The sequence below is a fragment of the Streptomyces sp. NPDC037203 genome (assembly GCF_055605065.1).
This window is the reverse complement of the sequence record NZ_JBVJUC010000019.1, coordinates 26,035-39,166: the sequence shown is the minus strand read 5'-3', so window position 1 is coordinate 39,166 and position 13,132 is coordinate 26,035. Positions and strand designations below refer to the sequence as shown.

Below are 13,132 nucleotides of genomic sequence, written 5' to 3'. Positions count from 1 at the left end.
GGCCCTCTCGCCGGTTGACGAACCTGTGATCCTTTAGTGCGTTCGATCCGCTGTGCGAGAAGGCCGCGCGTGACAGACTGCTGCGCGCCAGGGCGGCACGGCAGGGGAGGGCGTGGCGTGAGTGAGCGGCGGGCCGCACCCACCGTGGGGCAGGTGGTGCTCGGCAAGCGGTTGCAGGAGTTGCGGGAGGCGGCGGGCCTCAGCCGGGAGGAGGCCGCCGGGGTGCTGCGGGTCGCGGCGGCGACCGTACGGCGCATGGAGACGGCCGAAGTCGCGCTGAAGATACCGTACTTGCAGGTCCTCCTGGACACCTACGGGGTGGCGCGGGAGGAGGCGGCCGCGTTCGTGCGGCTGGCCGAGGAGGCCAACCAGCCGGGCTGGTGGCAGCGGTTCCACGATGTGCTGCCCGACTGGTTCAGCCTCTACGTCAGTCTGGAGGGCGCCGCCCGGATCATCCGCTCCTACGAGCCGCACTTCGTGCCGGGGCTGCTCCAGACGGAGGCGTACGCGCGGGCGGTGCTGGAGGCGGGGACGATCGGGCAGAGCTCGCCGGAGTCGGTGGAGCGGCATGTGGCGCTGCGGATGGAGCGGCAGCGGCTGCTGGAGCGCGCGGATCCCCCGCACCTGTGGGTGGTCATGGACGAGACGGTGCTGCGGCGCCCGGTGAGCGCGTCCCCCGAGGTGATGCGGGACCAGCTGGACCGGCTCGTGGAGTGCGCCGAGCAGGACCGGATCACGCTTCAGATCGCGGAGTTCGCCGCGGGCCCGCATCCGGGGACGTACGCGCCGTTCACGCTGTTCCGGTTCGCCGAGCCGGAGTTGCCGGACATGGTGTTCACGGAGTATCTGACCGGCGCCCTGTATCTGGACGCGCGGCGGGAGGTCGCCGCGCATCTGGAGGTGCTGGACCATATGACGGCGCGGGCCGCCTCGGCGCGGCGTACACGGAAGATCCTGCGGGAGTACCGGGCGCGGATCTGAGCGGTGCGGGCCGGCACCGGTCCCGCGGGGCGCGCGCCCGGCTCTGCGTTCTACGACTTCCGGGTGCCGCCCCGCTCCGCGTCGTACGACCCCTGAGTGCCGCGCTCCGGAAGGGAGCGCGGCACCCGTGCCGGCCGACGCCGGCCCGGCTCAGGCCAGTTCGGCGGTCAGGGTGATGGTCGTACCGGTGAGCGCCTGGCTGACCGGGCAGTTCTTCTTGGCGTCCTCGGCGGCGGACTGGAAGCCCTGCTCGTCCAGGCCGGGCACGGTGCCGATCACGGTGAGGTGGATGCCGGTGATGCCGGTGCCGGGCTGGAAGGTGACGTCGGCCTTGGTCTCCAGCTTGGTGGGCGGGGTGCCGGCGCCGGAAAGGCCGTGGGCGAGGGCCATGGAGAAGCAGCTGGAGTGGGCGGCGGCGATCAGCTCCTCGGGGCTGGTCTTGCCGTTCGCCTGCTCGGCGCGCGAGGGCCAGGACACCGGGTACTCGCCGATGCCGGAGGAGTCGAGGGTGACGAGGCCCTTGCCGTCGAGAAGGTTGCCTTCCCATTCGGTGTGCGCGGTGCGCGTGGTGGCCACGATGGTTCCTTTCGCGAGGAGTGCGGTTCCGTTGCCGGGTGTCCGGGATCCCTATCCGATCACATCCGGGCGGCGCGGGCGGAGGTTCGGCGGCACCCCGCGGGACGCGTCGTCAGGCGGCCCGCTCGTCCTCCGCCGCGGCGGCCCCGGCGAGCGGCACCTCGGGGCCGGACAGCTCGCCGAGCCAGCGGCGCAGCACCCGGTGCACCTGCTCGGCCCCGGCCAGCCGCTCCCCGGAATCGCCGGGCGCGGACAGCTCCAGCGGGGACAGCAGGAAGGGGCGGGACTGGGCGCCGCCGAGGCCGCCGTGGGAGCCGATCTGCTCCTCGAACGCGAGCACCTCCCCGTCGGCGGGCTCGTACGCGGAGTTCACCATGATGTCGGCGGTGTGCGGGAAGGAGTGGGTGCGGCGCACCGCCTCGACGGCGCCGGGGCCGAAGGCGGCCAGCGGTCCGGGATCGCGGTCGAGGTCGGCCAGCGGGATCTCGGTGCCGCCGGGACCGAGCAGCACGCCGTCGTGCGCCTCGCTCGCCACCAGCAGGAAGCCGATGCCGGGGTGGTTGGCGAGGGTGGTGAGCAGGGCGGGGTGGCGGGCCTCGATCTCCTCCTTGGTCATGCGGTGGCCCACGTCCGGGAAGGAGACGAGGCCGAGGTTGCCGGAGGCCAGCACGATGGGTTCGCGGCGGCGCGCGGGGCGGTGCCGCTCGCCCTCCTCCACGGGCCGGCGCAGCGCGGCGCGGACGGCGGCCCGCGCCTCGGTGCCGCTGTGGGTGCGCTCCGCCCGGCGCGGCACATGCAGTCCGCAGCCGGCCCGCACCAGGTCGGCGAGGGTGAGGCCGTAGCGGGCGTGGAAGGTCTCGCCGGGGCTCTGCCCGTGGTCGGAGAGGACCACGAGGCGGTACGGGCGCGGGGCGTGCTCGGCGACGCGGGCGAGCAGGGCGAGGCAGCGGTCGAGGCGGGTGAGCACCTTCGCGGCGTCGCGGCTGTGCGGTCCGGAGTGGTGGGCCACCTCGTCGTAGGCGACCAGGTCGGCGTAGACGGCGGTGCGGCCGGCGAGCATGTCGCCCATCACCGCGGCGACGACGACGTCGCGTTCCACGACGGTGGCGAAGGCGCGGACCAGCGGGTAGAGGCCGCCGCGGGAGACGCGGGGGCGCCGGCGGCGGATCCGGGCGCGGGTGGACTCGCCGATCTCGCGGGCCACCTCGGCGAGGAAGGACAGCGCGGTGCGCACGGCGTTGGCCGGATCGGAGAAGTAGGCGAAGTACCCGGCGCGGGAACGGTTCTCCCGGCCCCGGCGGCGGGCCGCTATGGACAGCACCAGGGCCTGTTCCCCGGCGCCGCCGCTGAAGAGGTTGCCGCGGCTGGCGCCGTCCCCGGTGAGCAGTCCGCCGTCGCCGGTGCGGGCGATGGCGCGGCGCTGGAGTTCGGCGGCGCTCGTCGGCCGGTTGCAGACCATCACCTCTCCGCGGTCCTTCTCGTACCAGCGGAAGGCGGGCACGTCGTAGGTGCTGCCGTGCAGGATGCCGAGCTGGCTGGCGCCGGTCTGGCTGGACCAGTCGGTGTGCCAGGGGGTGAGGCGGTGGGTCGGGCGGGCCGCAGGGTGCGGGGCGTCCGCCGCCAGCCAGCGGGCGACCGTGGGCATCAGCCCCCGTTCCACGGCCGCGGTCAGCACGTCGTGGCCGACGCCGTCGAGCTGGAGGAAGACCACGCCGGGGGTGGCCGGGCAGGGCGGATCGGTTCTCCGGCGGCGGGCGGCGAGGCGGTGCAGCCGGCGCCGGTACGCCTCGTCGTCGCGCACGGCGAGCGCGCCGCCGGTGGCCGAGGCGACGGCCGACATGACCGCGGCCACGATGACGGCGGTCTCCGGCGCGACCGCGCCCCGGCCGGTGGGGTTGAGGCGCAGCGCGACCAGCAGCAGGGATCCGTTGAGGAAGAAGACCAGCAGGCCGAGGACGAGGGCGGGCACGAGCAGCAGCAGCCGCACGAGCAGCGGCCACACCACGGCGGACAGGACGCCGAACGCACCCGCGCCGAGGGCCGCGGTGAGGGCGATCCGGGTGGCGCTGTCGCCGTCCGCGGACTGGAGCCGGAAGTCGGGCAGGAGCAGCGCGAGGACCAGCATGGTGAGCGTGGAGACGGCCCATACGGCGACGCTGCGCCCGATCTGGCGGGCGATCCGCCGCCATCCGGTCCCACCGGTGATCCGCCGCCACCCTACGCCCCGCACGCCCGCGCTTCCTCCGCCTCGACCCGCCCCGCCGCGCGGCGGGGCCACCATCCCGGTGCACCGCGGCGACCGGGCCGCCCTCCACCTTGTCATACCGGCAGGGAACCACTCGAAGGAGTGATGACGGGCTCACGGCCGTGGCACCGGGGGATCATCGTCCGCCGTGTCGCCGGGATCACCTTCCGTCGTATCCGGCGGTCGGCATGGACAGCCGGCGGTGCACTCGGGCCTTCATCTGCGCGTCGTACGACGGCTCCGCCCGGCCCACCGTGACCACCCGCACCCCGCGCCGGGCGCACTCGGCGGTGAACTCCTCCACGGAGGACAGGGCCCGGCGCAGGACCCGTAGGCTGGGCGCGACGAACACGTCCACGCCGGGGCGTACGCCGTCCCACAGCGCGCGGTGGTCGAAGCGGAGCCCGCCGACGAGCAGTTCCCGCGCGACGACGTAGCCGTGCTCGTCGGCCCAGCGGGCGCACATGGCGTGCTGGGTGCGGCTGTCGACGAGGAAGGGGTCGGCGTCGAGTTCCTCCAGGGGGGTCAGGCTGGCGATGGCGATGACCCGTGCCGCTGTGCGCGCGCCGGAGGCGCCCCGTGGTTGTCCCATGGCGTCCCCCTCACCTCCGGATTTCGCCGCCGACCCTACTCCTGCACGTAGGCTTCGGACAGGCGCGTGAAGGAGGCGAAGAGGGTGCCGGTGGAGATCACCTGGTGGGGTCATGCCACCTGCACGATCGAGGATTCGAACATACGAGTGCTCACCGATCCCCTGTTCGCCCGTCGCCTCGCCCATCTGCGGCGCCGAAGGGGTGCGCTGCCCTCCGCCGAGGCCCGGCGCGCCGACGTGGTGCTCGTCTCCCACCTGCACGCCGACCATCTGCATCTGCCGTCTCTGGGGGCGCTCGATCCGGGCACACGCCTGCTTGTGCCCCGAGGCGCACTCCGGGTGGTGCCCGGCGTGCGCCGGCTGCGACACCTCCGCGTCACCGAGGTGGTGCCGGGGGACGAGATACGCATCGGCGACCTGCTGGTGCGGGTGGTGCCCGCACGGCACGACGGGCGGCGGCTGCCGGTGGGTCCGCACCGCTCGCCCGCGCTGGGCTTCGTCGTCGAGGGCGAGGCGCGGACCTACTTCGCGGGGGACACCGGGCTGTTCGACGCGATGGCCGACTGGGTGGGACCGGTGGAGGTGGCGCTGCTGCCGGTGGGCGGCTGGGGGCCGTTCCTCGGGGAAGGCCACCTGGACGCGGGCCGGGCGGCACAGGCGCTGGACCGGCTGGCGCCGCAGGCGGCGGTGCCGGTGCACTACGGGACGTACTGGCCGATCGGTATGGACGCGGTGCGCCCGCACGAATTCAACGCGCCGGGCGACGAGTTCGTACGACTGGCCGCCCTGGCCGCTCCGAAGGTGGCGGTGCACAAGCTGGGGCACGGGGAGCGCGCCCGGCTGGCGGCCGCCCGGTGAGCCGGCTGTCCTCCGTCGCGGTGCTGGCCGCCGCGGTGAACTCGGCGGTGCCGCCGGAGACGACGCAACAGGCGCTCGGTTACCCGTCGTTGTTCCTGCTGGTGCTGATCGGCGCGTTGGTGCCGGTGGTGCCGACGGGGGCGCTGGTGAGTTCGGCGGCGGTGGTGGCGTTCCACCAGACGGCGCCGTTCGCGCTGGCGCTGGTGTTCGTCACGGCGTCCCTCGCGGCGTTCCTCGGGGACGCGGCGCTGTACTGGCTGGGGTGGCGGGGGATGCGGTCGCGGGGCGGGTCGCGGTGGCTGGCGGCGATACGGTCGCGGGCGCCGAAGGAGCGGCTGGCGCAGGCGCGGGGGAAGTTGGCGGAGCACGGGGTGGCGGTGCTGGTGCTGTCCCGGCTGGTGCCGGCCGGGCGGATCCCGGTGATGCTGGCGTGTCTGATGGCGGAGTGGCCGCTGGGGCGGTTCGCGCGGGGGAACGTGGCGGCGTGTCTGGCGTGGGCGGCGACGTACCAGGTGATCGGGATCGTCGGCGGTTCGCTGTTTCCTGAGCCGTGGGAGGGTGTGGTGGTGGCTGTGGTGCTGACGGTGGCGGTCAGCGCGGTGCCCGGTCTTGTCCGGCGGTTCCGGTAGCGGGTTCAGTCCAGCTGTCTCGAAGAACCGATCGGCATGTCCCACAGGTCCGCTCTGGGCAGACCCGCCTTTTCCCAGGCCGTCTGGACACGGGTCAGTGGTTCGAGGACCGGTTCCGCCGAGAGGATGAAGGTGGCCCAGTGCATCGGGGCCATGCGGCGGGCGCCCAGGTCGAGGGTGGCCTGGACGGCTTCCTCGGGGTCGCAGTGGACATCGCTGAGCCACCAGCGGGGGTCGTAGGCGCCGATGGGCATCAGCGCGAGGTCGATGCCGGGGTAGCGGCGGCCGATGCGGGAGAACCAGTGGCCGTAGCCGGTGTCACCGGCGAAGTAGAGGCGCGGGCCGCCGGGAGCGGTGAGGACCCAGCCGCCCCACAGGCTGTGGCAGGTGTCGGTCAGGGTGCGCTTGGACCAGTGGTGGGCGGGCACGAAGTCGAAGCGGACGCCGCCCAGTTCGGCGCCCTCCCACCAGTCCAGCTCGGTGACGCAGGTGAACTCGCGGCGCCGGAACCAGCGGCCGAGCCCGGCGGGGGCGAACACCGGTGTGTCGCGCGGGAGTCGGCGCAGGGTGGGGGCGTCCAGGTGGTCGTAGTGGTTGTGGCTGATGACGACCGCGTCGACGCGGGGCAGCCGGTCCCAGGGCACGCCGACGGGGGTGATGCGGGCCGGGGTGCCGAGGATGCGGCGTGACCAGACCGGGTCGGTGAGCACGGTCAGACCGCCGACCTGGACGATCCAGCTCGCGTGTCCGGCCCAGGTGACGGTGAGGGTGCCGGTGCCCGCGCGGGGCAGCGGGGCGGGCGCGTACGGCAGCCGGGGGATGCCGGCGAGGCCCCGGGCGTCGGGGCGTACGGCGCCCTCGCGGGCGAAGCGGGCGAGAGCCTTGAGGCCGGGCAGGGGCGCAGTGAGCCGGTCGTGGAACGTGCGCGGCCACACCCGGCGTTCGCCCAGCGGGCGGGGTTCGGCCAGCGGCGGGAAGGGGGGCGTGCCGGGGGCGGGCGGGGCGCTCGCCCCCGGCACGCCCCCGGCCGCCGTCACCGTCATCGTGTCGGTGGCGCTCGCCGTCGCCGTGACCATGTCGGTGCCGCTCGCCGTCGCCGTACCGGTGTCGGTGCCGCTCGCCGCCGCGGCCGTGGGAGCCGTGGGTGAGGTGTCGGACGGCGGGGTCGATCCGGGCTCGTGCGTCTGCTGCGTCATCGAGGGGGCTCCCGTCGCTTGGCGTCGTCGCGGAGATCGTCGAGGACCGACCTCAAGGAGATCAACGAGCTTTGCACGAAGGGCAATTCCCAGGGTGTGGGGGAGGTGAGGGATTGCGCGCGTTCCTCGTCCGTGCCGACCAGCAGCGGCCCGGTGCCCAGTCGTACGCGCGGCGCCGCCAGGTCGTCGCCGAAGCGGTGGCCGCCGGGGGCCGGCATGCCGGTCGCCGCGGTGAGGAAGTCCTCCAGCTCCTGGGCGTCGCCCACCCCTCGGGCGGCGAGGGCGTCGCGGAAGGGGCTCAAATCGGCGTAGAGGTGGCGGCCGGCCTGCGGGGGGCGGGCGACGGCCCCGGCGGCGGTGACCTCGGCGTGCGCGGCGGCGGCCAGCCGGGCGTGCAACCGTACCGCGGCCTCGCGGCGTTCGGTGACCGGCGGGGGTTCGTCCAGGGCGTAGCACGCGGCCGCGGCGACGGGGGCGGCGAGGCGGGCGCCGAGCGCGGTGAGGATGTCCAGCACCCGTGCGCGCAGGCGCCGTCCGCTGTCACAGGCGGGGAAGCGGGCGACGGCGGCGGGCCAGCCGGGCGGCAGCAGGGCGCCTGCCAGGTCGGTGACGACGGTGACCCGGTCGGGCCACATCTCGGCCGGGCTGAGCAGGACGGTGTCGTGCGGCGCGTGCACGGTGTCGCGCCAGGTCTCGTCGCTCACCAGGTGCAGGCCCTCGGCGGTGGCGGCCTCCACGGTCTCGTGCAGCAGTTCGGGCGGGGCGACGGTGGCGGTGGGGTCGTCGGCGACGGACAGCACCAGCAGCCGGGGGTCGCCGCCCTCGGCGCGGACCCGGCGTACGGTCTCCAGCAGCGCGTAGGGGTCGGGGACGCCGCCGCTCTCGGCGGGCGTCGGCACATGGAAGACGGGTCGGCCCAGGACGCGGGCGTACGGGGCCCACCAGGCGGCGCAGGGGCGGGGGACGAGGATGTCCGCGCCGTCCCCGGCGAGCGCGGCGGTGAGGGCGAGGAGCAGCGCGGGTGCGCCGGGTCCGGCGGCGATCTGGTCGGGGACGCAGGGCAGGGCGCGCCGGGTCCAGTAGCCGCAGGCCGACTCCAGCAGGGCGGGGGCGCCGCCCACGGGCTGGGCGTCGGCGCGACCCGCGGCGGCGGCGACCACGGCGGTCAGTTCGGGGAGCACGGGCAGGCCGTCGCCGGGCAGCGGGGGGCCGTAGCGGACCGGGCCGTGGCCCTCGGGGTCCGTCCGCCGCATGTCCGCCTCCGCGCAGTCCTGGCGCCGCCCGCCCTGGGCCGTGCCGTCCGGTATGCCGCTCGGGAGACGCGTCCTGCCCGCGCCGGACGGTGCCGAAGGTGCGGCGGTCGGTGGATGGTTCCGGTGTTCCGGTCTTCTGGTGGGTCGGGTGGTGCTCTCGGGATGCTGTGTACCCGCTCCGCGTAACTCCATGGGCGGCGCGGGAGTTGTGCGGGTCACACGCCCGCGGGCCGCTCCCCCGCCCCGTCGCGGACGCGGCCGTGGATCCGGTAGCCGGCGCCCGCGCAGGCGGCGGCGATCAGGGCCGCGCCGGCGGCCAGGGCGGGGACCGAGTCGCCGAAGGTGCCGCCCGTGCCGGCGGCGACGCCGTGCCGGCCGCCGGTGCCGCCCGCGGCACAGCCGTCGCCCTCGCCGTCGTCGTCCCCCTGCCCGGCGTCCCAGCCCGTGTCGCCGTTGCGGCCGTCGCCGCCGCCGTCGTCGTAGGTGTCGCGGGATTCGTACGAGCGGGAGGAGTCGCCGGCCCCGTCGGAGCCCCTGGACGAGGTGTGGGGGTCACGGCAGGAGTCGTCGCCGGAGTCCGCGCAGGCGCCGGAGCGTGCGCCGTCGCACGCGTGGTCGTCGTCGGCGCAGGACCCGCTCCTCGCGCCGGTGCACTGGCGCGCGTCACCGGTGCAGGTCTCCCCCGCCCGGCACTGGCTGCCGGTTCCTGTCCCGGTCCCGGTCCCGGTCCCGCCGCACGGTGTGCCGGGGCCGCTGCTCGCGCGGACGTCGGGGCCCCCGCTCGCACGGGACGTGGGTCCGGGCACGCGGCCCGCGGCGCCTCCCGTGTCCGGGTCCGGCGCGGGTGCCGGCGCCCGGCTGGTGCCCGGCATCCGGGGCTCCGGGGCGTTCGTGGGGGCGCAGGTCGCGGACCCCGCGCCGGGGGTGGCCGCCGCGGCGAGGGCGGCGGGACCGGTCAGGGCGAACGCGGCGCCGGCGGCGAGGACGACGGGCAGGGCGCGGGCGGTGCGGCGCATGGAGGGGCTCCTCGGGAGCTGCGGCGGACTGCGAAACGGGAGGGCGGACGGCGGATCGGCGAGAGGCGGATGGCGGGCGGAGGGAGGCGGATGGCGGGCGGAGGCAGCGTGGTGCGGCACCCGCGCCGGCCGGCGCCCGGAGCCGTACCCCTGCCTCCTCAGCCATCACAGCCCGCCGCCCGCCCCGGCGCGCGCGGCCGGGCCCCATTCGCGGGACGCGGACGGCCAGCCGGGTGACGGTGCGCCGCGCACGGGGCCCGCGCCGTCAGTCACCGGCCCCGAGAGGTTTTCCGCTCTGCCCACCGGAGACTCGGTCACCGCTGACCGGATCGTCCGCTCCGCAACCCCACCGGGAGGTCCCTTCATGAGCACCAAGGTGTCCGACCACGTCCTGGAGCGTCTGCGCGCCTGGGATGTCGAGCAGGTGTTCGCCTACCCAGGCGACGGCATCAACGGGCTGCTCGCCGCCTGGGGCCGCGCCGGGGACAAGCCGCGCTTCATCCAGTCCCGGCACGAGGAGATGTCCGCGTTCGAGGCGGTCGGGTACGCGAAGTTCAGCGGGCGCCTCGGTGTGTGCGCGGCGACCTCCGGGCCGGGCGCCATCCACCTCCTGAACGGCCTGTACGACGCCAAGCTCGACCACGTCCCGGTGCTGGCGATCGTCGGCCAGACCAACCGCAGCGCGATGGGCGGCTCCTACCAGCAGGAGGTCGACCTGCACACGCTGTACAAGGACGTCGCCTCCGAGTTCGTGGAGACGGTGACGGTGCCCGAGCAGCTGCCTAACGTGCTGGACCGGGCGATCCGCACGGCGTACGCGCGGCGCTGCCCGACCGCGCTGATCATCCCCGGCGATGTGCAGGAGCTGGACTACTCGCCGCCCACGCACGCCTTCAAGATGGTGCCCTCCAGCCTGGGCATGAGCGAGTGGACGGCGACCCCGACGGACGAGGCGCTGCGCCGGGCCGCGGAGGTGCTGAACGCGGGCGACAAACCGGCGATCCTGGTCGGGCAGGGCGCCGCGGGCGCGGTCGCCGAGGTGCGGGAGATCGCGGAGCTGCTCGGCGCGGGCGTCGCCAAGGCGCTGCTCGGCAAGGACGTGCTCAGCGACGAACTGCCGTACGTCACCGGGCCGATCGGGCTGCTGGGCAGCCGGCCGTCGTACGAGCTGATGCGGGACTGCGACACGCTGCTGACCATCGGGTCCTCGTTCCCCTACACCCAGTTCATGCCGGAGTTCGGCAAGGCTCGCGCGGTGCAGATCGATCTCGACCCGCACATGATCGGGATGCGGTACCCGTACGAGGTGAACCTCGTCGGTGACGCGCGCGAGACGCTGCGGCGGCTGATCCCGCTGCTGGAGACCGACCGGGGCGGCCGGGAGTGGGCCGACACGGTGGCCGCGAACGTGCGGCGCTGGCGCGAGACGATGGACCGGCGGGCCGCCCTCGAAGCGGACCCGATCAATCCGGAGTACGTGGCGCGGGCCCTCGATCCGCTGCTCCCGGACGATGTGATCCTCACCTCCGACTCGGGGTCGGTGGCCAACTGGTACGCGCGGCACATCACCATGCGGCCCGGCATGCGCGGCTCGCTGTCCGGCACGCTCGCGACGATGGGGCCTGGCGTGCCGTACGCCATCGGGGCGAAGTTCGCGCATCCGGACCGGCCGGTGGTCGCGCTGGTCGGCGACGGCGCGATGCAGATGAACGGTCTCGCGGAGATGATCACCGCGGCGAAGTACCGGGACCGCTGGACGGACCCGCGGCTGGTGGTCGCGGTGTGGAACAACCAGGACCTGAACCAGGTGACGTGGGAGATGCGGGCCATGGAGGGCGCGCCGTCCTTCCTGCCGTCCCAGCAGATCCCGGACGTGCAGTACGCCGCCTTCGCGCGCTCGCTCGGTCTGGAGGGCATCCGGGTGGAGAAGCCCGAGGACGTCGAGGCGGGCTGGCGGGCGGCGCTCGCCGCGGACCGGCCCTGCGTAATCGAGTTCCTGACCGACCCCGCCGTACCGCCGATCCCGCCGCACGCCACCTGGGAGCAGATGGAGGCCACGGCCTCCGCGGTCCTCAAGGGCGACCCGGACCGGGGCTCGGTGGTCAAGCAGGGGCTGAAGGCGAAGGTGCAGGAATTCCTGCCGGGCCGCACCCGGCAGTAGGCGGCGGGCGGTGTCGGTGGTGCCGTACCGGGTACGCGGTGCGGACGTTCGACCCCTGGAGGGAGATATGCAGCGAGGCAGTGACCGGCTGAACGTGCACCGGGACGACGAGATGAAGCACGAGCTCAAGGGGCTGCTGCGGTCCGGGCACCCGACCCGTGTCGAGGAGTGGCACGACCCGGAGCCCGCCGCGGACGACGACCCGGAGGTGACCGGCGGCCCGGTCGGCGGGATCGGTTCCCCCGCCTCCGTGGAACGGGTGCGGCTGGAGCTGGCCCGCAGCCTGAGCCGCAGCACCTTCCCGGCGCGGCCCGGCGAGCTGGCCTCGGCCCTGCGCCGGGACAACGCGCCGGACCCGCTGGTGGACGCGGTGGCCCGGCTGCCGCGCGGCGAGCGGTACCGCAATGTGCAGCAGCTGGCCGAGGCGCTGACGAGCGGCGGATGAGCGAGGGCCAGGCGGCACGGATCGCGCGGGGCACCACCGTCGACGTCGGAGACGTGCCCACGGCCGTCGACAGCGACCGCGAGGTCAGGCCGGCGGAGCGGCACATCCACAGTTTTCCGGAGTCGCTGCACGCCGATCAGGTGCCGTACGGCGAGGAGCTGCTGCGCTGCGCGCGGGCGGACAAAGCGAGGAGGTGGCGCGCCCGGAACGCCGAGGCGGACCGGGGCGCCGGGAAAGGAGTACGAGGATCATGCGTATCGCGTTTCTGGTGGCGCCCGAGGGCGTCGAGCAGGTGGAGCTGACCGAGCCCTGGAAGGCGGCCTCGGACGCGGGGCACCAGCCGGTGCTGGTGTCGACCGAGTCCGGGAAGGTTCAGGGGTTCAACCATCTGGACAAGGCGGACACCTTCGACGTGGACGAGGTGGTCGGTGAGGCGGACGCCGGTTCCTTCGGGGGCCTGGTGCTGCCCGGCGGGGTGGCGAACCCTGACTTCCTGCGGATGGACGAGAAGGCCGTCGCGTTCGTGAAGGGCTTCTTCGAGCAGGGGCGTCCGGTCGCCGCGATCTGCCACGCGCCGTGGACGCTGGTGGAGGCGGACGTCGTACGGGGCCGGGTCCTGACCTCCTGGCCGAGCCTGAAGACGGACATCCGCAACGCGGGCGGCACCTGGGTGGACGAGCAGGTCAAGATCTGCGACCACGGGCCGAACCATCTGGTGACCAGCCGTAAGCCGGACGATCTGAAGGCGTTCTGCGACGCGTTTCTGCACGTTTTCGCGGGAGAGGCCGGCTGAGGGCCGCTCCGCGGAAAAAGGGGGGGCCGGTCCGTGGTGGACCGGCCCCCTTTCCTGACTTCTTCCTGGTTTCCGCCAGGTCAGGTGCCCGATTGCCCCGGCGTCACCGATTCGCCGGGGTGGCGCTCACGGGCGCCCTCGCGGGTGCGGGCCGCGCTGACCACGCGGCGCGGGTTGCGGCGCAGATACTCGCCCTCCAGCTGCGCCATGCGCTCGTTGTGGGCCCGCAGCGCGTCGTTCGAGCCGTACAGGAGGGTGTCGTGGCGCGTGCGGTGGATCGTCGCCAGCTCCTTCATGAGCTGCTGGTCGTCCAGTCGGCTGGGGTCGACTCCGGTCATGGTGGTGCCCCGCTCGTCGTGTCCGTTCATGGGGTCCGGGTACCCGCGT

Annotated in this window: 13 protein-coding genes; 6 read left to right on the top strand and 7 right to left on the bottom strand. The window is 74.6% G+C overall.

The window, feature by feature from the left end:
• Nucleotides 1-117 precede the first annotated feature (117 nt).
• Nucleotides 118-981, top strand: a complete 864-nt coding sequence (locus tag ACZ7EC_RS32185; protein WP_471068530.1) for a helix-turn-helix domain-containing protein — start codon at nucleotides 118-120, stop codon at nucleotides 979-981.
• Between the two features lie 150 nt (nucleotides 982-1,131).
• Here ACZ7EC_RS32185 and ACZ7EC_RS32180 read toward each other — a convergent pair whose 3' ends face one another.
• The 3 genes from ACZ7EC_RS32180 to ACZ7EC_RS32170 form a co-directional block, all read right to left on the bottom strand.
• Nucleotides 1,132-1,557 carry an OsmC family protein gene (locus tag ACZ7EC_RS32180; protein ID WP_471068527.1) on the bottom strand — a complete coding sequence of 142 codons (426 nt, stop codon included), beginning with the start codon at nucleotides 1,555-1,557 and terminating at the stop codon, nucleotides 1,132-1,134.
• A 112-nt stretch (nucleotides 1,558-1,669) separates the two neighbouring features.
• A complete protein-coding gene (locus ACZ7EC_RS32175) occupies nucleotides 1,670-3,787 on the bottom strand; it encodes an alkaline phosphatase family protein (RefSeq protein ID WP_471068525.1) in 2,118 nt (705 codons plus the stop codon).
• A gap of 175 nt (nucleotides 3,788-3,962) precedes the next feature.
• On the bottom strand, nucleotides 3,963-4,394 hold the full coding sequence (locus ACZ7EC_RS32170; RefSeq protein ID WP_471068523.1) for a hypothetical protein: 432 nt from the start codon (nucleotides 4,392-4,394) through the stop codon (nucleotides 3,963-3,965).
• Nucleotides 4,395-4,478: 84 nt separating this feature from the next.
• Here ACZ7EC_RS32170 and ACZ7EC_RS32165 point away from each other — a divergent pair, with 84 nt between their 5' ends.
• Both ACZ7EC_RS32165 and ACZ7EC_RS32160 read left to right on the top strand, forming a co-directional pair.
• Complete coding sequence (locus tag ACZ7EC_RS32165) at nucleotides 4,479-5,252, top strand: MBL fold metallo-hydrolase (RefSeq protein ID WP_471068521.1); 774 nt, start codon at nucleotides 4,479-4,481, stop codon at nucleotides 5,250-5,252.
• 20 nt (nucleotides 5,253-5,272) lie between these two features.
• A complete protein-coding gene (locus ACZ7EC_RS32160; RefSeq protein WP_471068630.1) occupies nucleotides 5,273-5,881 on the top strand; it encodes a DedA family protein in 609 nt (202 codons plus the stop codon).
• 5 nt (nucleotides 5,882-5,886) lie between these two features.
• On the opposite strand, the gene ACZ7EC_RS32155 is transcribed toward ACZ7EC_RS32160, so the two are convergent.
• From ACZ7EC_RS32155 to ACZ7EC_RS32145, 3 genes are all read right to left on the bottom strand, one after another.
• Entirely contained in the window at nucleotides 5,887-6,924 is a 1,038-nt protein-coding gene (locus tag ACZ7EC_RS32155; RefSeq protein ID WP_471068627.1) for an MBL fold metallo-hydrolase, read from the bottom strand.
• 149 nt (nucleotides 6,925-7,073) lie between these two features.
• A complete protein-coding gene (locus tag ACZ7EC_RS32150) occupies nucleotides 7,074-8,330 on the bottom strand; it encodes an aminotransferase class I/II-fold pyridoxal phosphate-dependent enzyme (RefSeq protein WP_471068518.1) in 1,257 nt (418 codons plus the stop codon).
• Between the two features lie 215 nt (nucleotides 8,331-8,545).
• Nucleotides 8,546-9,346, bottom strand: a complete 801-nt coding sequence (locus ACZ7EC_RS32145) for a hypothetical protein (RefSeq protein ID WP_471068516.1) — start codon at nucleotides 9,344-9,346, stop codon at nucleotides 8,546-8,548.
• Nucleotides 9,347-9,710: 364 nt separating this feature from the next.
• Between ACZ7EC_RS32145 and ACZ7EC_RS32140 the strand changes: the two genes are divergently transcribed.
• From ACZ7EC_RS32140 to ACZ7EC_RS32130, 3 genes are all read left to right on the top strand, one after another.
• Nucleotides 9,711-11,507, top strand: a complete 1,797-nt coding sequence (locus ACZ7EC_RS32140; protein ID WP_471068513.1) for a thiamine pyrophosphate-requiring protein — start codon at nucleotides 9,711-9,713, stop codon at nucleotides 11,505-11,507.
• 67 nt (nucleotides 11,508-11,574) lie between these two features.
• On the top strand, nucleotides 11,575-11,952 hold the full coding sequence (locus tag ACZ7EC_RS32135; protein ID WP_471068510.1) for a DUF2795 domain-containing protein: 378 nt from the start codon (nucleotides 11,575-11,577) through the stop codon (nucleotides 11,950-11,952).
• A 250-nt stretch (nucleotides 11,953-12,202) separates the two neighbouring features.
• Nucleotides 12,203-12,745, top strand: a complete 543-nt coding sequence (locus ACZ7EC_RS32130) for a type 1 glutamine amidotransferase domain-containing protein (protein ID WP_471068508.1) — start codon at nucleotides 12,203-12,205, stop codon at nucleotides 12,743-12,745.
• 80 nt (nucleotides 12,746-12,825) lie between these two features.
• Here ACZ7EC_RS32130 and ACZ7EC_RS32125 read toward each other — a convergent pair whose 3' ends face one another.
• Nucleotides 12,826-13,113 carry a DUF6158 family protein gene (locus tag ACZ7EC_RS32125; protein WP_471068505.1) on the bottom strand — a complete coding sequence of 96 codons (288 nt, stop codon included), beginning with the start codon at nucleotides 13,111-13,113 and terminating at the stop codon, nucleotides 12,826-12,828.
• Between the last annotated feature and the right edge of the window lie 19 nt (nucleotides 13,114-13,132).

Bases quoted from the DNA above. Each gene is read 5' to 3' on its own strand.
- ACZ7EC_RS32170 (WP_471068523.1), bottom strand. From the start codon at position 4,394: ATGGGACAACCACGGGGCGCCTCCGGCGCGCGCACAGCGGCACGGGTC.
- ACZ7EC_RS32150 (WP_471068518.1), bottom strand. From the start codon at position 8,330: ATGCGGCGGACGGACCCCGAGGGCCACGGCCCGGTCCGCTACGGCCCC.
- ACZ7EC_RS32130 (WP_471068508.1), top strand. From the start codon at position 12,203: ATGCGTATCGCGTTTCTGGTGGCGCCCGAGGGCGTCGAGCAGGTGGAG.
- ACZ7EC_RS32140 (WP_471068513.1), top strand. From the start codon at position 9,711: ATGAGCACCAAGGTGTCCGACCACGTCCTGGAGCGTCTGCGCGCCTGG.
- ACZ7EC_RS32155 (WP_471068627.1), bottom strand. From the start codon at position 6,924: ATGACGGTGACGGCGGCCGGGGGCGTGCCGGGGGCGAGCGCCCCGCCC.
- ACZ7EC_RS32125 (WP_471068505.1), bottom strand. From the start codon at position 13,113: ATGAACGGACACGACGAGCGGGGCACCACCATGACCGGAGTCGACCCC.
- ACZ7EC_RS32145 (WP_471068516.1), bottom strand. From the start codon at position 9,346: ATGCGCCGCACCGCCCGCGCCCTGCCCGTCGTCCTCGCCGCCGGCGCC.
- ACZ7EC_RS32135 (WP_471068510.1), top strand. From the start codon at position 11,575: ATGCAGCGAGGCAGTGACCGGCTGAACGTGCACCGGGACGACGAGATG.